Raw genomic sequence first — 19,777 nt, 5'->3', positions numbered from 1 at the left:
CTGATACACCGCTATCGCAGGCAAGCCAGCTCCCACAGGGGTTCGGCGGCGTTCTCAGGTATCAAACAACCCACCCATCACCTTCAACCGCTTCTTGTACACCCGCCGCGCCTCCAGTGCCTCCTCCAGCGTCACCGCCACAAACCCCGCCCGCTGGTTCGGTTGCATCTGCCCGATCAAATCCAGGTCCGCACTGATTACCGTACCAATCATCGCGTAGCCACCGCCCGACACCGCGTCTCGGTGCAACACGATCGGCTCCAACCCGGCCGGCACCTGGATCGAGCCGATGGGGTAGCAACTGTCGACGATATTCGACGGATCAGACCCGGCACCAAACGGCTGTTCCCGTGGCTGAAAGCTCAACGCGCTACCACCCTTGAAGCGATAGCCGATGCGATCAGCCTCCGAACCGACCGTCCAGGGCTCGGCAAAAAAGCTGGTTTTGGCACCGGGCGTCAGTCGCTCGTAATACAGCCCTGGCACTACCCGCAACGTCACGTCCCCGCCCACCGATTGGCGCAACGCCATGGGCAAACTATTCCCCGCCCGGCCTTTGCCGCTGGGCTCGCCCACAGGCAATTCATCACCCTCTACCAGCCGCCGCCCGTGAAACCCGCCCAACGCACCCAGGGTGTAAGTGGACCGGCTGCCCAATACCAGCGGCACGTCGATACCACCGGCCACCGCGAGGTAAGTCCGCGCGCCGGCCTTGGGAAATTCAAAGCGCAGCACCTGCCCGGCACGTACTTCAAACGCGGTGTCCTGATGCACCACCACGCCGTCCAGGCGCGGCGACATCAGCGCCCCGCACAACGCCACCAGGGCGTCCTGCTGAAACTCCAGTTCCGGCCCGATCAGCGTGCATTCCAGCCCGGCAGCACCGATGGGGTTGCCCACCAGATGGTTGGCCGCGCTCAACGCGTATTGGTCCAGCGCGCCGGACGGCGGAATGCCGAGGTGGTAATACCCTTCGCGGCCCAGGTCCTGAACCGAGGTGGCTAGGCCGGGTTTGAGTACCTTGATCATGCCAGCGCCTCCTGCAGGGTTTTTGGGTAGCCAATGGGGTCGGCGAGAAAGGCGTCGAGAGAAAACTCCACCGGGCGGATGCGCAGGTCGAAACGCCCGGTCTCCACTTCCGCGACCGCCAGGTCATAGGCCTCCCGGTCCATGGGTTTGAACTGCACGATATCGCCGGGACGGAAGAACACCATGTGTTCCTTGAGGTACGCCAACTGCTGTAGCGGGTCATAGATCGGCGCCGGGGTGACTCCGAACATCTGGTAGCCGCCGGCGCCGCGCACCGAATAAATACAGCCGAAGCAGCCGCCGTGGCCGAGGGTCAATTTCGGCGTGTCGGTGCGTGGACGCAAATACTTGGGCACCTGCAACTGCCGCTCCCGCTCCACCATCTGGAACATGAACGGCAAGCCCGCCACAAACCCCACCATCGAGACAAACCACGGCGCGCCACTGTGGGCCGCGATAAATGCCTCCACGTCTGCCAGGCCATTGATCCGCGCGGCATATTCCAGGTCGGTGCCGGTCGGGTCCTGATGACGGTCGCGAAAGCGCATCAGGGTTTCATGGGTCCAGGGGTCGTTGTACAGCACCGGGATTTCGATGATGCGAGTGTGCAAGGTGCGTTCGGCCACGGCTTGGGCTTCGGCGCTTTGCACCGCGTCCAGCAGCACGTGGGGCGCGATGCGGTCCGGGTCGAAGCGAATCTGGAACGAGGCATTTGCCAGGCAGACGTCCAGCACACCGTCCAGGGCCAGGCGCTCCACCGCGCGGGTGACGGCCATGCCCTTGAAGAAAGCCTCCAGGGACATGCTCTCGCTGACCTCGGCAAACAGGTGTTCATCACCGCCAAAGCTGTAGCGGATCGGGGAAGATTCGGCCATGTCTGTTCCTCTTGGAATCATTGTAGAAAGGCAGGCAAAAAATCAGAGAGACCCGGTGTCTGGGCACCGGTGTCGGTCAGCGAGGTGTGCGCACTTCAATCCCCGCCTGATCCAGCGCTTCACGGGTGGCTTCCACCAACTCAAGGGCGCCAGGAGTGTCGCTGTGCAAGCAGATGGAATCGAACTCGATAAACAGGTCTTCGCCTTCAACCGTGCGCACCAGGCCGGTCTGGCAGGCACGCAGGACTCGCGCCGCAACCGTTGCCGGATCCAGCGCCCGCACATTGCGGGTAAACACGATGGAGCCAGTGAGATCGTACTCACGGTCGGCATAAAACTCCCGCACCACCGGCTGGCCCAGTTCCTTGGCAATGCGCCAGATCACCGAGTTGGGCATGCAGTACAGCAACAGCGTGGGCTCCAGGCGTTGCAGGTTTTCCACCAACAGCCGCGCCGCTTCTTCGTCCCGCGCCAGATGCATGTACAACGCGCCGTGGGGCTTGATGTGTTGCAGCGTCAGGCCCTGGGCCCGGGCGATCTCCCGCAGGGCGCCGAGTTGATAGAGCATGTCGTCCACCAGCTCCTGGGCCGGGGCGTTGATATGGCGCCGGCCGAACCCCACCAGGTCACGAAAGCCCGGGTGCGCGCCAATCGCCACACCCAGTTGCTTGGCGCGCTCGACGGTGCGGCGCATGGTGCCCGGGTCGCCGGCATGAAAGCCGGTGGCGATGTTGGCCGAGCTGATATAGGCCATCAGTTCGCTGTCGACGCCGTCGCCGATGGTCCAGGGGCCGAAGCCTTCGCCCATGTCCGAATTGAAATCCACTGCCTGCATCGGGGTCGCTCCGTTGAAGTTCATGCCATGGAAATTAGGCTGCCCCTTGACCCCTTGGGAAGATCTATTATCAGATGGCCCATCTTCTGAAAATCAGATACCTGATACTGATCGTTCCCACGCTCCGCGTGGGAATGCCGCCTTGGACGCTCTGCGTCCGCTTTTAAAATCGTGACGCAGAGCGTCACAGGATGCGTTCCCACGCAGAGCGTGGGAACGAGCGGAGAAACCAATGTCCCTGACCCTGCGCCAAATCCGCTACTTCGTCGCCACCGCCGAAATCGGCCAGATCTCCCAGGCGGCGATTCACCTGAATATCTCCCAATCCGCAGTGACCACCGCGATCAAGGAGCTGGAAGCGATGCTCGGTGCGCAGCTATTCGTGCGCTCGGCCCAGGGCATGAGCCTGACCGATGCCGGGCGGCATTTTCTCAACCGGGCCTACGTGATTGTGCGCAGCGTCGATGACGCCCTGAACAGCCCGTTGCCGGACTACCGCGCCAGCGGCGTACTGCGGCTGGCCGCCAGCTACACCGTGCTCGGTTACTTCCTGCCGCACCATTTGCAACGCATGGAACACTGGCACCCGGACGTGACCATCGAGGTCTTCGAACAGGAACGCCAGTCCATCGAACACGGCCTGCTCGACGGCCAGTTCGACATGGCCGTGGTGCTCACCGCCAACCTCACCCACCCGGACATCGTCTCGGAAATCCTCTTCAACTCCGAACGCCGCCTGTGGCTGCCCAGCCATCATCCGTTGTGCGAACGCCCGGCCGTGAGCCTCGCGGATGTGGCCAGGGAGCCGTACATTTTCCTCACCGTCGACGAGGCCGAACAAAGCGCCATGCGCTACTGGGAACAGGCCGGGCAAACGCCCAAGGTGCGGCTGCGCACCAGTTCAGTGGAGGCGGTACGCAGCATGGTTGCCAACGGCAGCGGCGTGGCGATTTTGTCGGACCTGGTGCATCGCCCGTGGTCGCTGGAAGGCAAGCGCATCGAAACCGTGAGCGTCACCGACAAGGTCACGCCCATGAGTGTCGGCCTGGCCTGGCACCGCGAGCGCGACTTCACCCCGGCGATGCAGGCGTTTCGGGATTACTTCCACGATGCATTCCTGGCGCCGCAGCAGTTGTCGGCCCGGCGTTAAAGCCGGGATTGCAGGATCGCCGCCAGCCAATCCATGAACACCCGCACCCGCTGCGGCAAATGCCGTTGGCCGGCGTACAGCAGGGACACGTCCAGCGCGGGTGCCGGATAGTCCGGCAGCACCGCCACCAACTCACCACTGGCCAATAGATCGACAATGCCCAGCACCGGCACCTGAGTCAGGCCGAACCCGCCGATGCACGCTGCCCGATACGCATCCGTGCTGTTGACGGTCACCCGCCCGGCCATGGGAACCCGGTGCACCTTGTTGCCCTGTACGTATTCAAACCCGGCCGAACGTGAGCCCAATGGGCGTACGTAATGCACCAGTTGATGGTGGGCCAAATCGGCGAGCGTCTTGGGCACGCCGTAACGTTGAAGGTAAGTCGCGCTGGCGCAATTGATCATCGTCATGCTACCCAGCAACCGCGCCACTACCGACTGGTCCGGCTGCGCGCCAATCCGCAATACGCAGTCGAAACCTTCGGCCAGCAGGTCGACCTGACGGTCGGTGCTGCTGATCTCCAGTTCGATCAGCGGGTGCAGGTCCATGAATTCCGGCAGGCGCGGCAGGATCAGTTCCCGGGCCATGACGTTGGGCATGTCCACGCGAATCCGCCCCGCCAGTTGCGCCTCATCCTGGCGAAACAAGCCTTCCAGCTCTTCCATATGCGACAGCAAATCCTTGCTGCGTTCGTACAGCACGCGGCCATCCTGGGTCGCCTGAACCTTGCGCGTGGTGCGCTGCAACAGGCGCGCACCGAGCAACTCTTCCAGGGCCTGCACATGCTCGGACACGGTCGAGCGCGGCAGGCCCAGGCTCTCGCCCGCCTGGGTGAAACTCGACAGTTCGGTAACGCGCACGAAGGTGCGCAGCAACTCCAGTTTATTCATGGGATTGTTCGCCTTATCCGGCCAGTGATTCCGGTATTGCTCTGTTTATCACGTTATGGCCGGACAAATACACTCAGTCCCACGAACACTCACACGCTCCGAGGACTCCACCATGACCCGTAAAATCGCACTCATCACCGGCGCCAGCCGCGGCCTGGGCAAAAGCGCTGCGCTGCACCTGGCGGCACAAGGCGTCGACATCATCGGCACCTACCACAGCGCAGCCGACGAAGCCCAAGCCGTGGTCGCCCAAGTCGAAGCGCTGGGCGGCAAAGCGGCGATGCTGCAACTGGACGTCAGCCAAAGCGCCACCTTCGATGCATTCACCGCCCAGGTCGGCTCAGTATTGAAGGACGTGTTCGACCAGGCGCACTTCAACTTCCTGATCAACAACGCCGGGATTGGCGCCCACGCCAGCTTTGCCGAAACCACCGAAGCGCAGTTTGACCAACTGGTGGCGATCCATTTCAAGGGTCCGTTTTTCCTGACCCAGAAACTGCTGCCGCTGATCAGCGACGGTGGCCGCATCATCAATATCTCCAGCGGCCTGGCGCGCTTCAGCCTGCCGGGTTACTCAGCGTACGCTTCAATGAAAGGCGCGGTGGAGGTGCTGACACGCTACCAGGCCAAGGAATTGGGCGCGCGCGGGATTACCGTCAACACCCTGGCCCCCGGCGCAATCGCCACCGACTTCAGCGGCGGCGCGGTGCGGGACAACCCGGACGTGAACGCGATGGTCGCCAACAACACCGCACTCGGTCGCGCGGGCTTGCCGGATGACATTGGCGGGGCGATTTCTACCCTGCTGGCGGATGGCAGCAACTGGATCACCGGGCAGCGTGTCGAGGCGTCGGGCGGGATGTTTCTGTAACGCGCTCAGATTCTCCGCTAGCATCAATGCTTTCGGATAACTGACAGGCAATCACCCATGAGTTTTGACCCAGGACTAGCCGGCGGCATGGGCGTACTGGCTGCCGTGGTCGACAGCGGCAGTTTTGCCCGCGCCGCCGACAGCCTGGAGATGACGCCTTCGGGGGTCAGCCGGGCCATTTCACGGCTGGAAAAACGCTTGGGGATTCGCCTGTTCGACCGCACCACTCGCTCGGTGCAATTAACCGACGAGGGCCGGCGTTTCTACCAGGAAATCGCCCCGCTGCTGGCGGGCCTGGAAGAAGCCGCCAGCTCGGCCGCAGACAGCGCCCTGACCGTACGCGGGCGGTTGCGGGTGAACATCGACCCGTACTTCTCGCGGCTGGTGCTGGGGCCGGTGCTCGGTGAATTCATGAGCCAATACCCGCAGTTGCAGTTGGACCTGCACACCCGGGACCAACTCGGGGACCTGGTGGCGGATGGCTTTGACCTGGCCATCCGTTTTGGGATTCCGCAATCGTCCTCACTGATTGCCCGCAAGTTGATGGAAGTGCGGGTGCTGACGTTGGCGTCGCCAGACTATCTTGAGCGCCATGGCCGCCCGACCCACCCGAAGGATCTGGAAGACGGCCAGCACGTGTGCATCGACTTTCGCGACTCCCAGACCGGCCGGCCGTTTGGCTGGGAATTCCACCGGCCCGGCGAGCACGTCAACGTCGCCACCAGCGGACGGCTGGTGGTCAACGATGCCGGGACCTTGTACAGCGTCTGCGAACACGGCCATGCAGTGGCGCAGATGCTCGACCTCGGGCTTGCCCCAGCGCTCGAATCGGGCGCGTTGGTCGAGCTGTTTCCCGACTGGCCCGATGAGCGCTTTCCGTTGTATGCCTTCTACCCGTCGCGGCATTTGCCGGCGGCCAAGGTGCGGGCGTTCCTGGATTTTGTCAGCGCCTTAAAACTCACCTGACTTCCCCCCGTAGCAGCTGTTGGCCGGGATTTTCTAGGCGAGTTGTTTCGCCTCGCGTTTTTGCATGATCCGCTCGCGCACGGCGTCATAACCCCAGTGATACACATAGGTGTACGGCAGGAAAAACAGCAGCACGCCGATGTCGAGGATAAACGCCTGCATCAGGCTGATGTTCAGCCACCAGGCAATCAACGGCACACAAATCGCCACCAGCCCGCCTTCAAACATCAACGCATGCAGCACGCGGGTCCACACCCCGCCAGACAGTTGCAGGCGCGCCTTGAGGCGGTCGAACAGGCCATTGAAAATCACGTTCCAGGCCAGTGCCATAAGGCTGATGGCCAAGGTCACCATGCCCATCTCCAGCGCCGGTTTATCCATGATCCACGCCAGCAGCGGCGTACAGATCAACAAGGCCAGGCCTTCAAAACCAATGGCCTGCCAAACGCGTTCAGTAATCGACTTGGTGGGTGTCATGACCCGTTCTCCGTGAGTGACGATGGTTGCCATGATTACCCTTTGACTCGATACTTCATAACCAATAACCATCGATCAAGGCGATAGTCATGGCCTCCCATGAAGTGCTTCAAGCGTTTGTGCAGGCGGCAACCCAGGGTTCGTTTTCAGCAGCGGCGCGCAAACTGGGCAAGAGCCAGTCCACCGTCAGCGCGGCGGTGGCCAGCCTGGAGATTGACCTGGACGTGGTGCTGTTTGATCGCAGCAGCCGCAAGCCCACGCTGACCCCGGCCGGGCACGTGCTGTTGCAACGCGCCGAGCAGGTGCTGGAAGCCAGCAGCCGCCTGGAGTTGGCGGCCAGCCAGTTGTCCCAAGGGTTGGAGCCGAAGCTGAGTATCGCCATGTCCGATACCTACCAGTCGGACCGTTTCGAAACCGCCCTCAGCGCCTTCGAGCTGCGCTACCCGGACCTGGAGCTGGAATGCCTGATCGCCGAATGCGAGGACTTGATCGCCCTGGTGCAAAGCGGCCGGGCGCAGATTGCGTTTATCGAGAAGCAGGAGGTTTATCCGCCGGACCTCACCAGCACCGCCGTGGAAGAACGCACGGAAATCGCACTGTTTGTCGCCCCCAAACATCCGCTGGCGAACCTTAAGGACATCGATCAGCAAACCCTGGAGCAACACCGCGAACTGCGCCTGGCGAGCATCATCAACCCGGACGAAACCCGGGGCCTGGGGCGTGTGTGGTCGGCGCCCAGTTACCTGATGCTGATGGAAATGGCGCAGTTGGGTTTCGGCTGGGCACCGTTACCACGCTGGTTGGTGGAGCGGTTTGGTGGCGGCCACCTGTGTGAAATCAAGGCCCGCAGCTGGCCGCGCTCGGTGGCGGTGGATGCGTTGTGGTCACGCCAGCATCCGCCCGGCCCGGCAGGCAGTTGGTTGCTGGGCAAGATGCTGGAGTAATGCCGGAACACAAATTTCGGAACAATGAAGATCAAATGTGGGAGCTGGCTTGCCTGCGATAGCGGTGTGTCAGTCACCATCGCTATCGCAGGCAAGCCAGCTCCCACATTGAATTTGCAGTGCATTCAAAGGCGCAGTCAGGCCGCTTCAATCTGCGGCGGGCGGTTGTTCTGGAAATACTCATGCAGCGCCCGCAACGCCGGCAACTCCAGGGCCTGGGCGGCAAAGCACAACCCCACCCGGCGCGTCGGTGCCGGCAAGTGCCAGGGGCGAATCACCACCCCGGCCCGCTCCGCCGCCAGCGACTGCGGCAACATCGCCACGCCCACACCGGCCGCCACCATGTGCAAGGCCTGGGTCAACGAACCGGCATGCCCGGCCACCGCCTGGGGCGAGCGGCCGTACAGGGCCATCAGGCGCTGATGGGAATCATGTTGCGGGCAGGTGATCCAGTCTTCGATCGGCGCCCACGCCTGTTCTTTCCCCCCGGCCGCCATCGGGTGCGCAGCCGGCAGCGCCATCACGTAGGACTCTTCCCAAAGCGGCAGGAATAATTCGTCCTCGCAGCACATTTCCTCCACCGCCAGGCGCCCTTCTCCTTCGCAGCCTTCCTGCAAGGTCAGCAGCAAACCCGGCAGGCCCTGGTGCGCCATGCGCAGGAAGGTTTCGATCTGGCTGTCGGCAATATCGCCTTCCACACCCAGTTCCAGGGCGATGCGGTTTTCGCGCCCGCGAAACAACCGGCTCAACGCGTCGGCCTCGGCCACCATGCGCCGGGCTTGCGGGTACAGCACCCGCGCTTCATCGCTGACTTCAACCCCGCGAGGCTGGCGCAGAAACAGCGCCACGCCCAACTCTTCTTCCAGTTGCTTGATGGTCACCGACAGCGTCGGCTGGCTGATGAACAGGCGCTGCGCAGCCGCGGTGATATTGCGCTCCTCGAACACCGCGAGAAACGCCTTGAGATGACGCACATCCATAGTTAATACCGATGACAGACAGAGGAATAAGGCATTTTTCAGCCATCCGAGGTCTAAATATACTGCGCTCCACGTTCAGTTATTTGTTTTTCTTATTTCAGGAGTTCCACCATGAGCAAGCCATTGATCATCATCACCGGCGCCAGCTCGGGCATTGGCGAAGCCACCGCGCGCTTGCTGTCGGCTGCCGGCCACCCGCTGTTGCTGCTGGCCCGCCGCATCGACCGGCTGAATGCGCTGGCGCTGCCGAACACCTTGAGTCGCGGTGTCGACATCACGGACCGCGCCGCATTGGTGGCGGCGGTGAAAGAAGCCGAAGCGCAATTCGGCCCGGCAGATGCACTGATCAACAATGCCGGCGTGATGCTGCTGGGCAGCGTCAGCGAACAGGACCCGGCACAGTGGGAGCAGATGCTCGACGTCAACGTGAAAGGCCTGCTGAACGGCATTCACGCGGTGGCCGCCAGCATGGCCAAGCGCAAGGGCGGCACCATCATCAACGTCAGCTCCGTAGCCGGGCGCAAGACCTTCCCTAACCATGTCGCCTATGTAGGCACCAAGTTTGCCGTGCATGGGATTTCGGAAAACCTGCGGGAAGAAATGTCGCCGCACAACGTGCGTGTGATCACCATTGCGCCGGGTGCGGTGGAAACCGAACTGCTGGGCCACACCACCGATGAAGCGATCAAGAGCGGCTACCAGGCGTGGAAACAGGACATGGGCGGCACGGTGCTGAGCGCGGATGACGTGGCTTCGGCGATTGCCTATGCCTACCAGCAGCCGCAGCATGTGTGCATTCGCGAGATCGTGTTGGCGGCGACGCGTCAGCAGCCGTAACTCATTCATCAAGACAACATCGAACAAATGTGGGAGCGGGCTTGCTCGCGAATGCGGTGGGTCAGTCACTGAAATGTTGACTGACACACCGCATTCGCGAGCAAGCCCGCTCCCACATTTGGATCTCCAGCGTCTGTACTATTTGAGTTCGGCCAAACGCCGCTCGATAAAGCGCTTTTCCGGTTCTTGCTGGGTCAACGCCAGCGCCCGTTCAAACGCTCGCCGCGCGTCCTCCACTCGCCCCAATCGCCGACAAAACTCGCCCCGCGCCGAGTGCGCCAGGTGATAGTCGACCAACTCCCCCCGCGCCAGAATCCCGTCCACCAATTGCAACCCCGCCAACGCCCCATCACGCATCGCAACGGCCACCGCGCGATTCAGTTCGATCACCGGCGACGGCACCAGCCCGAGCAACACCTCGTACAGCCCAACAATCTGCGGCCAGTCGGTCTCGTCAGCGCTCGCCGCCTCGGCATGTACCGCCGCAATCGCCGCCTGCAGGCTGTAGGGCCCGAAGCGGCGTGTGGTCAGGGATTTCTCCACCAGGGCGCATCCTTCAGCAATCAACGACGCATCCCACAGCGAACGGTCCTGCTCATCCAGCAACACCAATTCACCGCCCGCCGAGGTGCGTGCCGGGCGCCGGGATTCGTGGAGCAACATCAGCGCCAGCAAGCCCATCACTTCCGGCTCCGGCAACAATTCCATCAGCAATCGGCCCAGGCGAATCGATTCGCGGGTCAGGTCCTCTCGGGTCAGATCAGCGCCCATGGACGCCGAATAGCCTTCGTTGAACACCAGGTAAATCACTCGCAGCACACTATCCAGGCGCTCGGGCAATTCCGCCAGGGACGGCACTTGATAGGGGATTTTCGCTTCGCGGATCTTGCCCTTGGCCCGCACGATGCGCTGGGCGATGGTGGCCGGTGTGGCGAGAAACGCTCGGGCGATTTCCTCGGTGGTGAGGTCGCAGATCTCACGCAAGGTCAGCGCCGCCTGGGCATCCGCCGCCAGCGCCGGGTGGCAACAGGTGAAGATCAGGCGCAGGCGGTCGTCTTCCACGTCTTCAGCGCTCCAGTCGGCTTCTTCCAATTCATCAGCCTGAGCCAGCAACTGGTTCTGGTGCGCGGCAAACCGGGCCTGGCGGCGCAAACGGTCGATGGCCTTGAAGCGCCCGGTGGAGACCAGCCAGGCCCGGGGATTGTCGGGCACACCGTCTTGCTCCCAACGCTCGACCGCGACGAAGAATGCCTCGTGCAAGGCTTCTTCAGCGAGGTCGAAATCACCGAGCAGGCGAATCAGGGTCGCCAGGATGCGCCGCGATTCGCTGCGATAAACCGCTTCGACCCGGGCCTGCACCGTCAATCGCGCAGGCCTTCGGTCACCAGCGTCACCAGCCGGTCAAGGCTCTGGCCCCAGCCCTCGTGAAAGCCCATGGCTTCGTGGGCCTGCTTGGTTTCGGCGCTCCAGTGCATGGCGCGGGCGGTGTACAGGGTCTTGCCGTCGACATCTTCAAAGGTGACTTCGGCGGTCATGAACGGCTGGCCCGAGGGGATCCAGCCGGGGGTGAACGCATCGGTAAACACCAGCCGACTGGGCGCGGTGATTTCGAGGAATACGCCCTGGGTCGGGTATTCGCTGCCGTCGGGCGCGCGCATCAGGGTGCGAAATTGCCCACCAACCCACAGGTCCATTTCGCACTCCGGGGTGGTCATGCCGTGTGGGCCCCACCACTGCTGCAACAAGGCAGGCTCGGTCCAGGCACGGAATACGCGACTGCGAGGTGCGTCGATCAAGCGACTGATGGACAGTTCAAATTCGGCGGGCTTGGGTTGATTGCTCATGGGAAACCTCCTGAGTTTTATTGTTGTGATCAGAGATTCAATTCACGCACGGGGCGCACTTCCACACTGCCGACCCGGGCGGCCGGAATGCCACCGGCCACCTGGATCGCTTCATTCAGGTCCTTGGCCTCGATCAGGTAAAACCCGGCGAGCTGCTCCTTGGTTTCGGCAAACGGTCCGTCGGTGATCGACAGCTTGCCGTTGCGCATGCGTACCGTGGTGGCGGTGGTTACCGACTCCAGCGGTTCGGCAGCGAGCATCCGCCCGCTGGCCTGCACGGACTGGCCATAGGCAAAACATTCCGGGTCCTTGGGGCTGTCGGGCGACTCGTGCAGCACCTGCTCGTTGCTGTAGATCAGGCAGAGGTATTTCATGGGATTCTCCGTTTTCGGACAACTGACTATAGTTCGCGGCGGTCAAGGTTTCAGGTCGAACAGACCGGCGCCGGTTTCCATGTCGAAGGGTGCCGACCAATGCTCATGTACCACTTTCCACTCGCCGCCAACGCGCTGGTAGCCGGCGCTGACGCGCATCCAGCAGGTCTTGAGCACGCCGTCGGGCCCGGTGCCGCCACAGTGTGCGAGCCAGTGGGCAAAGGCGCTGTTATCGCCGGCGACGATATGCATCTCATGGAAGTCAAAAACCCCGGGCCCCGGGCAGAACTCCATGCATGCCTTCCAGTGCGCCTCATAGGCGGCCTTGCCCTTGAACTGCAGGGCGCTAACGGCGTCGAACGCGACGATATCGTCGGCGTAAAAGCTGACAATCTTCTCGACATCCTTGTCGGTGACGGCCTGTTTCCATTGCTCGACCAAGCTGCGGATTTCGGTGCTCATGGCGATACTCCTTGCGGGAAAAATCACTGAAGACACCCTTAGTCGACTGAGATATCGGCTAATCGACAATCCCGCGAAAAATAATTGCGATGACCGCAAACCCGCTAGAATCCGCGCTTCTTTGTAGGATTTCGGATGCTACGCCGATGGAAACCCGCCTCGTCGCCTATCAGACGTTGACTGCCCTGCAACAACGGCAACTCAACGCCCTGGAAGTGCATCCCGAACAACTGGGGTTTTCCGGCGATATCTACTGTGCGCTTAACACCCTGTTGGTCAATCCGAACCCTGGCGTGGCAGGCTTTGCGTTACTCGCCGACGAGATTCCCGTCGCCTTCCTGCTGCTCAAACGCCCGCCCTGCCTGCCCCATTGGGCGGATGAACACAGCGCCACGCTGCATGCGTTGCAAGTCGATCGCCACCAGCAAGGCCTGGGGTTTGGCAAAGCCTGCCTGCAAGCCCTCCCCGCCGCCGCGCGCCTGGTTTGGCCGCAGATCAAAGCGCTGGAGCTGTCGGTGGACACGGATAATGTGGCGGCGATGGGGCTGTATTTGCAGCAGGGCTGGGTGGACAGCGGGGAGGCGTATAAGGGGCGGATTGGGTATGAGCGCCGGTTGGCGTGGGTGTTTTAAACAATAAGGAGCTGGTGAAGATGCTAACAACCCTGGAACAACTCGAAACCCTCTACGGCCTCCCCCACGAACGGGCCGTGCGCAAGGAAATCCCGTTTCTCAACGAGGACTACCAGGCGATGGTCCGCGCGTCGCCCTTGGTGGTGGTGAGTTCATCCGGCCCGGACGGCATCGACGGCTCACCCCGTGGCGATGTGCCGGGGTTTGTGCGAATCATCGACGAGCGCACGTTGGCGATTCCGGATCGGCCAGGGAACAACCGCCTCGACACCCTGCGCAATCTGGTGGTGGACCCGCGTATAGCGTTGCTGTTCATCATCCCGGGCATTGGCGAGACGTTGCGGGTCAATGGCAGTGCACAGATTTCCATCGAGCCCGAGTTGCTGGAGAGCTTTGCGGTGAATGGCAAAGCGGCCCGCTCGGTGATTCTGGTGCAGGTGGAGGCGGCGTATTTCCATTGCTCCAAAGCCTTTGTGCGTTCCGATTGCTGGAACCCGGAAAAGCACCTGGATCGCTCGGCATTGCCCAGCGCCGGGGCATTTCACAAGCGCTTGAATGATGGGGCGTTCGACGCCGAAGCCTATGACCGAGAGATGCCGGAGCGGGTCAAGGCCACGTTGTATTGAGAGGCGGTGGCAGGAGCGAACATGCTCGCTCCTGCCAATGGTGCGGTCAGGCGGATTCGGCGTTGATCGGGATCCAGATTTCCACGGAGCCCGTGCCTTTACCCACGTCGAAGTCGGCGCTGTAGCGCTCAAAATCGGCCCCGACCACCTTGTACCCGGAGGCCGGCAGCCATTCGAACATGATGCGTTCATAGGTCTGCGCCAGTGCCTGCACCGGGCCGAAATGCGGGAACACGGCATAGCGATGGGCCTGGATTTCAATCGACTGGAAGTTGCTCGGTACATCGCCCTTGGCCGGCACTTCAATGCCGGCCAGGTAGTCGAATTCATCGTGTTTGGCGTTGTAGCACACGCCGTAGGTCACGCCGCCGACGCGCTTTTTGATCTCTTTGAAGCAGCTGTCGAACAACTCCCACAACTTGGGAATATCGCCAATCGTGGCCTTCGAATAACGCCCCTGCACACCCGCGATCACCAGGGCGTTGCCCTCTTCCATGCGCGGCTGTAACGGCAGTTTTGTCTGTTGATCCATCTGAACAGTCTCCTTCTTATGAGGGAACAAACCCGCGTCGAGTATAGGGGCATATCCCCGTCGCACTCCAAGCAGAAATTTTTCCCACAGCATCTGGACAATTGGCCATCATCGACCGTATTGTCTGCCCCGCAGGCCACCGCAGTGGCCGACGTCGCTCGGACGGTTCCGGGCGCTTACGTATTTCGAGGCAACAATGGCCGAACCCCGTTCGCCGCGCCGCTTTGCGCGCATAGATCGACTCCCCCCTTACGTGTTCAATATCACTGCCGAGCTGAAGATGGCTGCGCGTCGGCGCGGCGAAGACATCATCGACTTGAGCATGGGTAACCCGGACGGCGCCACTCCACCGCACATCGTGGAAAAAATGGTCACCGTCGCCCAACGCGAAGACACCCACGGCTACTCCACTTCCAAAGGCATTCCGCGGCTGCGCCGGGCGATTTCGCGCTGGTACAAAGACCGCTATGAAGTGGACATCGACCCGGAAACCGAAGCCATCGTGACCATCGGTTCCAAGGAAGGCCTGGCGCATTTGATGCTGGCCACCCTGGACCAAGGCGACACGGTGCTGGTGCCGAACCCCAGCTACCCGATTCACATCTACGGTGCCGTGATTGCCGGCGCCCAGGTGCGTTCGGTGCCGCTGATTCCAGGCGTGGATTTCTTCGCAGAACTGGAACGCGCCATTCGCGGCTCGATTCCCAAGCCGAAGATGATGATCCTCGGCTTCCCGTCCAACCCCACCGCGCAGTGCGTGGAGCTGGACTTCTTCGAACGGGTGATCGCCCTGGCCAAACAGTACGACGTGCTGGTGGTGCATGACCTGGCCTACGCCGACATCGTCTACGACGGCTGGAAAGCTCCGTCGATCATGCAAGTGCCGGGCGCCAAGGACATCGCGGTGGAGTTTTTCACCCTGTCCAAAAGCTACAACATGGCCGGCTGGCGCATTGGTTTCATGGTGGGCAACCCGGAACTGGTCAACGCCCTGGCGCGGATCAAGAGCTACCACGACTACGGCACCTTCACCCCGCTGCAAGTGGCGGCGATTGCGGCGCTGGAAGGCGATCAACAGTGTGTGAAAGACATTGCCGAGCAGTACCGCCAGCGTCGCAACGTGCTGGTTAAAGGCCTGCATGAGCTGGGCTGGATGGTCGAGAACCCGAAGGCGTCGATGTACGTCTGGGCGAAGATTCCCGAGGCGTACGCCGCGATGGGGTCGCTGGAGTTTGCCAAGAAGCTGCTGCTTGAGGCGAAGGTGTGTGTGTCGCCGGGGATTGGTTTTGGTGAGTATGGCGACGATCACGTGCGCTTTGCGCTGATCGAAAACCAGGACCGGATTCGCCAGGCGGTGCGGGGCATCCGGGCGATGTTCCGGGCGGATGGGTTGGTCAAGAAAGCTGAGGCCTGACCCGATCTAACTGCTGGAGCCCAATCAATGTGGGAGCTGGCTTGCCTGCGATAGCGGTATTGAATTCACCATCGCTATCGCAGGCAAGCCAGCTCCCACATTTTTTTTGTGGTGTGCCTGTTACACCACCAGCGACAGCAACATGATAAAGCCCAACGCCACCACCGACAGAATGGTCTCCATCGCTGTCCAGGTCTTGAACGTCTCGGCCACAGTCATATTGAAGTACTGCTTCACCAGCCAGAACCCCGCATCGTTGACGTGAGACAACACCAGCGAGCCCGCCCCCGTCGCCAACACCAGCAACTCGCGGTTCACCCCTGGAATCATCCCCACCACCGGCACCACAATGCCCGCACCGGTAATGGTCGCCACCGTCGCAGAACCGGTAGCCACACGAATCACCGCCGCCACCAGCCAGGCCAGCAGGATCGGGTTGATCTGCGCGGTCACCGCCATCTGGCCGATTACATCACCCACGCCGCTGCTCACCAGCATCTGCTTGAAGCCACCGCCGGCACCGATGATCAGGATGATCGCGGCAGTCGGCGCAAGGCTCGCGTCGAGCAGCTTGAGGATTTGCTTGGAACCGATGCCCTGGCGATGGCCGAAGGTGTACAGCGACAGCAGCAAGGCCAGCAACAACGCGGTGATCGGGTGACCGATCATGTCCATCCAGTTGCGGATCACGTGGCCGTCCGGCAGGGCGACGTCGGCGAAGGTTTTCAGCAACATCAGGAACACCGGCAGCAGCACGGTGATCAGGGTGATGCTGAAGCTCGGCAGGGTCTTGGATTCCGGTTGCTCACTGGCCAGTTGGTCCACCAGTTCCTGGGACGGATTGCCCGGGATGTACTTGGCGATAAACGAACCGTAGAGCGGGCCGGCGATAATGGCTGTAGGCAGCGCGACAATCAGGCCGTAGAGAATGGTCTTGCCGATGTCAGCCCCAAACACGCCAATTGCCAGCAACGGGCCCGGGTGCGGAGGCACCAGGCCGTGCACTGCCGACAGGCCGGCCAGCAGCGGGATGCCGATCTTGATCAGCGACACGCCCGTGCGGCGCGCAACGATAAACACCAGCGGGATCAGCAACACAAAACCGATCTCGAAGAACAGCGGAATGCCCACCAAAAACGCGGCGAACATCATTGCCCACTGCACCTTCTCCTTGCCGAAGGCCCGCACCAGGGTTTGCGCGATCTGATCGGCACCGCCGGAATCGGCCATCATCTTGCCGAGCATCGTACCCAGCGCGAGGATAATCCCGACAAAGCCGAGCACCCCGCCGAAGCCGTCCTGGAAGGCCTTGATGATCTTGTCCACGGGCATGCCCGAGGTCAGGCCGAGAAAGCCTGCGGCGATGATCAGGGCAATGAACGGGTGGACTTTGAACCGGGTGATCAACACGATCAGGCCGATGATGGTCACCACTGCATCGAGCAGCAGATAGGTATCGTGGGACAAGCCAAACATGGGGGTCTCTCCTGTTTGTTGTTGTTATTAAAGCCGGTAAAAAATTCAGTGCAGGCGGACAGCGCTATCTTGTCCGGCAAAAAATTATTTGTTTGGTTCAAAGCCGTGTTTCAGCCACCAGGCATTGGTTTGCTCGGCCAGTTCTTCAACGCTGTCTTCACTGGCGTTCAGCGCCAGGGTCAACGGCTCGCCCACCGGCGATTCCAGGGTTGCGAATTGGCTGTCGATCAGGCTTGCAGGCATGAAATGGCCGGGGCGATGGGACACGCGGTCAGCGGCGACTTCGCGGGTCAGTTCCAGAAACACAAACCCCAAGCCCGGCGCGGCTTCGCGCAGGTGGTCGCGGTATTTCTTTTTCAGGGCCGAACAGGTGAGCACGGGATGCTCGCCGGCTTTGAGCGAGCGGCGCAGTTCATCGCACAGGATGTCAAGCCAGCCGGCGCGGTCTTCGTCGTTAAGGGGATGGCCGGCGCTCATCTTCTCGATGTTCGCGGCGGGGTGAAAGCTGTCGCCTTCGATGGCGGTGGCGCCGTTCAGCAGGCACAGGGCCTCACTGACGCTGGACTTGCCACAGCCGGAAACACCCATGATCACGAGGGCAGTAACAGGTTGACTCATGAAACACCTCAAGACGCAGATAGCGCTACCTTTGCACGCTGTAAGGCTAGTGCAAAAACAGGCTTTTCCCGCGCCGTCTTGTCATTTTTATGGAGTGACGCGTGCATCTGCTCCAAAGGTTTGAACGGGAACAGGCATCCCGACGTTCAAGAATTTGCAGGGTCTTGGAGACAGCGCTACCTTAGTGCCTCGATTTTTGTTTGGCAAGCCGCCTGATGACTCCCAAGAACGATAAAAATACCCGCACCACGGGCCGCCCTACCCTGAATGAAGTTGCCCGCCTGGCTGGCGTCAGCCCGATTACCGCCTCCCGGGCCTTGCGCGGCATCAGCACCGTGGCCACCGAACTGGTGGAAAAAGTGCAAAAAGCTGCGGCTGAACTGAGCTACGTGGTCAACCCGGCCGCCCGTGCCCTGGCTTCCGCCCAGAGCCAGTCGGTGGTGGTGTTGGTGCCGTCGCTGTCCAACCTACTGTTTATCGAAACCCTCGAAGCCATCCACCAAGTGCTGCGGCCCAAGGGCTTTGAAGTGTTGATCGGCAACACCCACTATTCCCGCGACGAAGAAGAAGACCTGCTGCGCAACTACATGGCCTACCAGCCACGGGGTTTGCTGCTGACCGGGTTTGACCGTACGGAGAGTGCCCGGCGCATGGTGGAATCGAGCAATGTGCCGTGTGTGTACATGATGGACCTGGACCCGGGCGCAGGCCTTAACTGTGTAGGCTTCTCGCAGATGAACGCCGGGGAAACGGCGGCGGCGCATTTGATCTCACGGGGGCGCAAGCGCTTGGCCTATATCGGTGCGCAACTGGACCAGCGCACGTTGTTGCGCGGCGAGGGTTTTCGGCGAGCGTTGCAACAGGCGGGCTTGTATGACCCGGCGCTGGAAGTGCTGACGCCACGCCCGTCGTCGGTGGGCCTGGGTGGTGAGTTGTTCCTGCAACTGCTGGCCAGCCATCCGGATGTGGACGCGATCTTCTTTGGTAACGACGACCTGGCCCAGGGCGCGTTGCTGGAAGCGTTGCGCCATGGCATCAAGGTGCCGGAGCAGATCTCGGTGCTGGGCTTTAACGACTTGCCCTCGTCCTCGTTCATGGTGCCGCGCTTGAGCAGCATCAGTACGCCACGGGAAGCCATTGGCCGACGCGCCGCTGAACATCTGCTGACGGTGATGGCCGGCAACAAGATCGCTCGGCCGGTGGTGGACATGGGGTTTGAGTTGAAGGTGCGCGAGAGTACCTAGCCCGGTCCTATAAGAAGAGACTCATACGGGCCATCGGTAAAACGCTCTACGCTAGCCCTTGCGAGTATGAAAATCCACTGTGACTTCTGACAGTATACGAACCTGTGAAAGGCTCATTTAATCAAGCAACTATCCAGCAACCAGCAATAAGAGATAGCAACTGCAAGTTAGATGGAGCATCTCGACCATGGACCATTACAGAATTAACGCAATACCCGTAACAGGGACACTTAAGGTTGAACAATCCGTAGATGGGCCTTTCGAAGCTACCAGCATCAGGTTTGATTATAGCCGGCACGATCTCTGGTTTCAGGGTGAGTACGTTGATGGATTAGGAAAAACTCGGCTTATTACACTGGTCCTGCCTGACAAGGCAGGTGCATTTTCCGGCGGTTTCAACCCCGACGCCGCCGGCTATTACAACCGCGAAACCAATGACAGGCCACAATATTGGCATTCAGTGTCCGGTCATTACAAAGCCACCTTTATTAAAGGAGCTGGAGATCTGGACGGAGAGTTCCACTTTCAGGGTTCTTGGCCAGGCTCGGAGAAACAGGAATTTAAGGGTACTTTCGATATTCAGACTGGCCCCTTAAGCGTAAAAGCCAAAACAGCTTGAGTAGACTGCGCGAACGCATACAGGCGGTAGCTGTAGGAAGTGGCTGGTGTTGATGGCAGCGCCTTGCTCCGTTACCTAC

At 61.2% G+C, this 19,777-nt stretch carries 23 protein-coding genes; 10 read left to right on the top strand and 13 right to left on the bottom strand.

The genetic code is table 11. The annotated features are described in order from the left end of the window. Window positions 1–54 precede the first annotated feature (54 nt). The 3 genes from JFU58_RS08115 to JFU58_RS08105 all read right to left on the bottom strand — a co-directional run bounded on the left by JFU58_RS08115 (window position 55) and on the right by JFU58_RS08105 (window position 2,739). A complete protein-coding gene (locus JFU58_RS08115) occupies window positions 55–1,029 on the bottom strand; it encodes a 5-oxoprolinase subunit C family protein (RefSeq protein WP_201140211.1) in 975 nt (324 codons plus the stop codon). Next, the gene (locus tag JFU58_RS08110; RefSeq protein ID WP_177072037.1) at window positions 1,026–1,904 is read right to left on the bottom strand and encodes a 5-oxoprolinase subunit B family protein; all 879 of its coding nucleotides are present in this window, start codon (window positions 1,902–1,904) and stop codon (window positions 1,026–1,028) included. Before JFU58_RS08110 ends, JFU58_RS08115 begins: the two co-directional genes overlap by 4 nt. 76 nt (window positions 1,905–1,980) lie before the next feature. Further along, window positions 1,981–2,739 carry a 5-oxoprolinase subunit PxpA gene (locus tag JFU58_RS08105; protein WP_063027778.1) on the bottom strand — a complete coding sequence of 253 codons (759 nt, stop codon included), beginning with the start codon at window positions 2,737–2,739 and terminating at the stop codon, window positions 1,981–1,983. A gap of 232 nt (window positions 2,740–2,971) precedes the next feature. Here JFU58_RS08105 and JFU58_RS08100 point away from each other — a divergent pair, with 232 nt between their 5' ends. Next, complete coding sequence (locus JFU58_RS08100) at window positions 2,972–3,889, top strand: LysR family transcriptional regulator (protein WP_201140210.1); 918 nt, start codon at window positions 2,972–2,974, stop codon at window positions 3,887–3,889. On the opposite strand, the gene JFU58_RS08095 is transcribed toward JFU58_RS08100, so the two are convergent. Further along, window positions 3,886–4,782 (bottom strand): LysR family transcriptional regulator, encoded by an 897-nt coding sequence (locus JFU58_RS08095; protein ID WP_063027774.1) that lies wholly within the window; start codon window positions 4,780–4,782, stop codon window positions 3,886–3,888. The genes JFU58_RS08100 and JFU58_RS08095 overlap by 4 nt on opposite strands. Before the next feature lie 112 nt (window positions 4,783–4,894). On the opposite strand from JFU58_RS08095, the gene JFU58_RS08090 reads away from it, so the two are divergent. Beyond that, window positions 4,895–5,653, top strand: a complete 759-nt coding sequence (locus JFU58_RS08090; protein ID WP_201140208.1) for an SDR family NAD(P)-dependent oxidoreductase — start codon at window positions 4,895–4,897, stop codon at window positions 5,651–5,653. 57 nt (window positions 5,654–5,710) lie between these two features. Next, window positions 5,711–6,619 (top strand): LysR family transcriptional regulator, encoded by a 909-nt coding sequence (locus tag JFU58_RS08085; RefSeq protein WP_201140206.1) that lies wholly within the window; start codon window positions 5,711–5,713, stop codon window positions 6,617–6,619. A 33-nt stretch (window positions 6,620–6,652) separates the two neighbouring features. On the opposite strand, the gene JFU58_RS08080 is transcribed toward JFU58_RS08085, so the two are convergent. Then, window positions 6,653–7,096 (bottom strand): multidrug/biocide efflux PACE transporter, encoded by a 444-nt coding sequence (locus JFU58_RS08080; protein ID WP_177025697.1) that lies wholly within the window; start codon window positions 7,094–7,096, stop codon window positions 6,653–6,655. 89 nt (window positions 7,097–7,185) lie between these two features. Between JFU58_RS08080 and JFU58_RS08075 the strand changes: the two genes are divergently transcribed. Next, entirely contained in the window at window positions 7,186–8,040 is an 855-nt protein-coding gene (locus JFU58_RS08075) for a LysR family transcriptional regulator (protein WP_201140204.1), read from the top strand. Between the two features lie 137 nt (window positions 8,041–8,177). On the opposite strand, the gene JFU58_RS08070 is transcribed toward JFU58_RS08075, so the two are convergent. Beyond that, on the bottom strand, window positions 8,178–9,020 hold the full coding sequence (locus JFU58_RS08070; protein WP_093206950.1) for a LysR family transcriptional regulator: 843 nt from the start codon (window positions 9,018–9,020) through the stop codon (window positions 8,178–8,180). Between the two features lie 111 nt (window positions 9,021–9,131). Between JFU58_RS08070 and JFU58_RS08065 the strand changes: the two genes are divergently transcribed. Continuing rightward, the gene (locus JFU58_RS08065; RefSeq protein WP_201140202.1) at window positions 9,132–9,857 is read left to right on the top strand and encodes an SDR family oxidoreductase; all 726 of its coding nucleotides are present in this window, start codon (window positions 9,132–9,134) and stop codon (window positions 9,855–9,857) included. Window positions 9,858–9,995: 138 nt separating this feature from the next. Here JFU58_RS08065 and JFU58_RS08060 read toward each other — a convergent pair whose 3' ends face one another. From JFU58_RS08060 to JFU58_RS08045, 4 genes are read right to left on the bottom strand one after another with little or no spacing between them, the layout of a single operon-like run. Next, window positions 9,996–11,222 carry an RNA polymerase sigma factor gene (locus JFU58_RS08060; RefSeq protein WP_201140201.1) on the bottom strand — a complete coding sequence of 409 codons (1,227 nt, stop codon included), beginning with the start codon at window positions 11,220–11,222 and terminating at the stop codon, window positions 9,996–9,998. Then, a complete protein-coding gene (locus JFU58_RS08055; RefSeq protein ID WP_017475945.1) occupies window positions 11,219–11,701 on the bottom strand; it encodes an SRPBCC family protein in 483 nt (160 codons plus the stop codon). The genes JFU58_RS08060 and JFU58_RS08055 overlap by 4 nt, the downstream gene beginning before the upstream one ends. A 29-nt stretch (window positions 11,702–11,730) precedes the next feature. Next, complete coding sequence (locus JFU58_RS08050; protein ID WP_017475946.1) at window positions 11,731–12,075, bottom strand: YciI family protein; 345 nt, start codon at window positions 12,073–12,075, stop codon at window positions 11,731–11,733. 42 nt (window positions 12,076–12,117) lie between these two features. Then, the gene (locus JFU58_RS08045; RefSeq protein WP_093206937.1) at window positions 12,118–12,537 is read right to left on the bottom strand and encodes a YybH family protein; all 420 of its coding nucleotides are present in this window, start codon (window positions 12,535–12,537) and stop codon (window positions 12,118–12,120) included. A 146-nt stretch (window positions 12,538–12,683) separates the two neighbouring features. Here JFU58_RS08045 and JFU58_RS08040 point away from each other — a divergent pair, with 146 nt between their 5' ends. Both JFU58_RS08040 and JFU58_RS08035 read left to right on the top strand, forming a co-directional pair. Then, window positions 12,684–13,169, top strand: coding sequence for a GNAT family N-acetyltransferase (locus JFU58_RS08040; RefSeq protein WP_063027756.1), 486 nt, complete (start codon window positions 12,684–12,686; stop codon window positions 13,167–13,169). A gap of 20 nt (window positions 13,170–13,189) precedes the next feature. Beyond that, entirely contained in the window at window positions 13,190–13,795 is a 606-nt protein-coding gene (locus JFU58_RS08035; protein WP_177072042.1) for a pyridoxamine 5'-phosphate oxidase family protein, read from the top strand. A gap of 46 nt (window positions 13,796–13,841) precedes the next feature. Here JFU58_RS08035 and JFU58_RS08030 read toward each other — a convergent pair whose 3' ends face one another. Then, the gene (locus JFU58_RS08030) at window positions 13,842–14,327 is read right to left on the bottom strand and encodes a GyrI-like domain-containing protein (RefSeq protein ID WP_201140199.1); all 486 of its coding nucleotides are present in this window, start codon (window positions 14,325–14,327) and stop codon (window positions 13,842–13,844) included. A gap of 196 nt (window positions 14,328–14,523) precedes the next feature. Between JFU58_RS08030 and alaC the strand changes: the two genes are divergently transcribed. Then, on the top strand, window positions 14,524–15,741 hold the full coding sequence (alaC, locus tag JFU58_RS08025) for an alanine transaminase (protein ID WP_093206930.1): 1,218 nt from the start codon (window positions 14,524–14,526) through the stop codon (window positions 15,739–15,741). Between the two features lie 120 nt (window positions 15,742–15,861). Here alaC and JFU58_RS08020 read toward each other — a convergent pair whose 3' ends face one another. Together JFU58_RS08020 and JFU58_RS08015 are read right to left on the bottom strand one after the other, a co-directional pair. Beyond that, a complete protein-coding gene (locus JFU58_RS08020; protein WP_093206928.1) occupies window positions 15,862–17,217 on the bottom strand; it encodes a GntP family permease in 1,356 nt (451 codons plus the stop codon). Between the two features lie 84 nt (window positions 17,218–17,301). Continuing rightward, window positions 17,302–17,835: a gluconokinase gene (locus JFU58_RS08015; protein WP_017475953.1), complete on the bottom strand. Its 534-nt coding sequence runs from the start codon at window positions 17,833–17,835 to the stop codon at window positions 17,302–17,304. A gap of 212 nt (window positions 17,836–18,047) precedes the next feature. Between JFU58_RS08015 and JFU58_RS08010 the strand changes: the two genes are divergently transcribed. Together JFU58_RS08010 and JFU58_RS08005 are read left to right on the top strand one after the other, a co-directional pair. Continuing rightward, window positions 18,048–19,079, top strand: a complete 1,032-nt coding sequence (locus JFU58_RS08010; protein WP_201140243.1) for a LacI family DNA-binding transcriptional regulator — start codon at window positions 18,048–18,050, stop codon at window positions 19,077–19,079. A 187-nt stretch (window positions 19,080–19,266) separates the two neighbouring features. Beyond that, window positions 19,267–19,698 carry a hypothetical protein gene (locus JFU58_RS08005; protein WP_063027750.1) on the top strand — a complete coding sequence of 144 codons (432 nt, stop codon included), beginning with the start codon at window positions 19,267–19,269 and terminating at the stop codon, window positions 19,696–19,698. Window positions 19,699–19,777: the final 79 nt, after the last annotated feature.

Origin of the sequence: Pseudomonas sp. TH34, assembly GCF_016650865.1 — a bacterium.
Classification (GTDB): Bacteria; Pseudomonadota; Gammaproteobacteria; order Pseudomonadales; family Pseudomonadaceae; genus Aquipseudomonas; species Aquipseudomonas yamanorum.
Note: the sequence above shows the minus strand (reverse complement) of the source record. Positions and strands in the feature narration are given on the sequence as shown.

Excerpts from the sequence above, each read along its gene's own strand:
- JFU58_RS08115 (WP_201140211.1), bottom strand. The coding sequence starts at position 1,029 with ATGATCAAGGTACTCAAACCCGGCCTAGCCACCTCGGTTCAGGACCTG.
- JFU58_RS08110 (WP_177072037.1), bottom strand. The coding sequence starts at position 1,904 with ATGGCCGAATCTTCCCCGATCCGCTACAGCTTTGGCGGTGATGAACAC.
- JFU58_RS08105 (WP_063027778.1), bottom strand. The coding sequence starts at position 2,739 with ATGCAGGCAGTGGATTTCAATTCGGACATGGGCGAAGGCTTCGGCCCC.
- JFU58_RS08100 (WP_201140210.1), top strand. The coding sequence starts at position 2,972 with ATGTCCCTGACCCTGCGCCAAATCCGCTACTTCGTCGCCACCGCCGAA.
- JFU58_RS08095 (WP_063027774.1), bottom strand. The coding sequence starts at position 4,782 with ATGAATAAACTGGAGTTGCTGCGCACCTTCGTGCGCGTTACCGAACTG.
- JFU58_RS08090 (WP_201140208.1), top strand. The coding sequence starts at position 4,895 with ATGACCCGTAAAATCGCACTCATCACCGGCGCCAGCCGCGGCCTGGGC.
- JFU58_RS08085 (WP_201140206.1), top strand. The coding sequence starts at position 5,711 with ATGAGTTTTGACCCAGGACTAGCCGGCGGCATGGGCGTACTGGCTGCC.
- JFU58_RS08080 (WP_177025697.1), bottom strand. The coding sequence starts at position 7,096 with ATGACACCCACCAAGTCGATTACTGAACGCGTTTGGCAGGCCATTGGT.
- JFU58_RS08075 (WP_201140204.1), top strand. The coding sequence starts at position 7,186 with ATGGCCTCCCATGAAGTGCTTCAAGCGTTTGTGCAGGCGGCAACCCAG.
- JFU58_RS08070 (WP_093206950.1), bottom strand. The coding sequence starts at position 9,020 with ATGGATGTGCGTCATCTCAAGGCGTTTCTCGCGGTGTTCGAGGAGCGC.
- JFU58_RS08065 (WP_201140202.1), top strand. The coding sequence starts at position 9,132 with ATGAGCAAGCCATTGATCATCATCACCGGCGCCAGCTCGGGCATTGGC.
- JFU58_RS08055 (WP_017475945.1), bottom strand. The coding sequence starts at position 11,701 with ATGAGCAATCAACCCAAGCCCGCCGAATTTGAACTGTCCATCAGTCGC.
- JFU58_RS08050 (WP_017475946.1), bottom strand. The coding sequence starts at position 12,075 with ATGAAATACCTCTGCCTGATCTACAGCAACGAGCAGGTGCTGCACGAG.
- JFU58_RS08045 (WP_093206937.1), bottom strand. The coding sequence starts at position 12,537 with ATGAGCACCGAAATCCGCAGCTTGGTCGAGCAATGGAAACAGGCCGTC.
- JFU58_RS08040 (WP_063027756.1), top strand. The coding sequence starts at position 12,684 with ATGGAAACCCGCCTCGTCGCCTATCAGACGTTGACTGCCCTGCAACAA.
- JFU58_RS08035 (WP_177072042.1), top strand. The coding sequence starts at position 13,190 with ATGCTAACAACCCTGGAACAACTCGAAACCCTCTACGGCCTCCCCCAC.
- JFU58_RS08030 (WP_201140199.1), bottom strand. The coding sequence starts at position 14,327 with ATGGATCAACAGACAAAACTGCCGTTACAGCCGCGCATGGAAGAGGGC.
- alaC (WP_093206930.1), top strand. The coding sequence starts at position 14,524 with ATGGCCGAACCCCGTTCGCCGCGCCGCTTTGCGCGCATAGATCGACTC.
- JFU58_RS08020 (WP_093206928.1), bottom strand. The coding sequence starts at position 17,217 with ATGTTTGGCTTGTCCCACGATACCTATCTGCTGCTCGATGCAGTGGTG.
- JFU58_RS08015 (WP_017475953.1), bottom strand. The coding sequence starts at position 17,835 with ATGAGTCAACCTGTTACTGCCCTCGTGATCATGGGTGTTTCCGGCTGT.
- JFU58_RS08005 (WP_063027750.1), top strand. The coding sequence starts at position 19,267 with ATGGACCATTACAGAATTAACGCAATACCCGTAACAGGGACACTTAAG.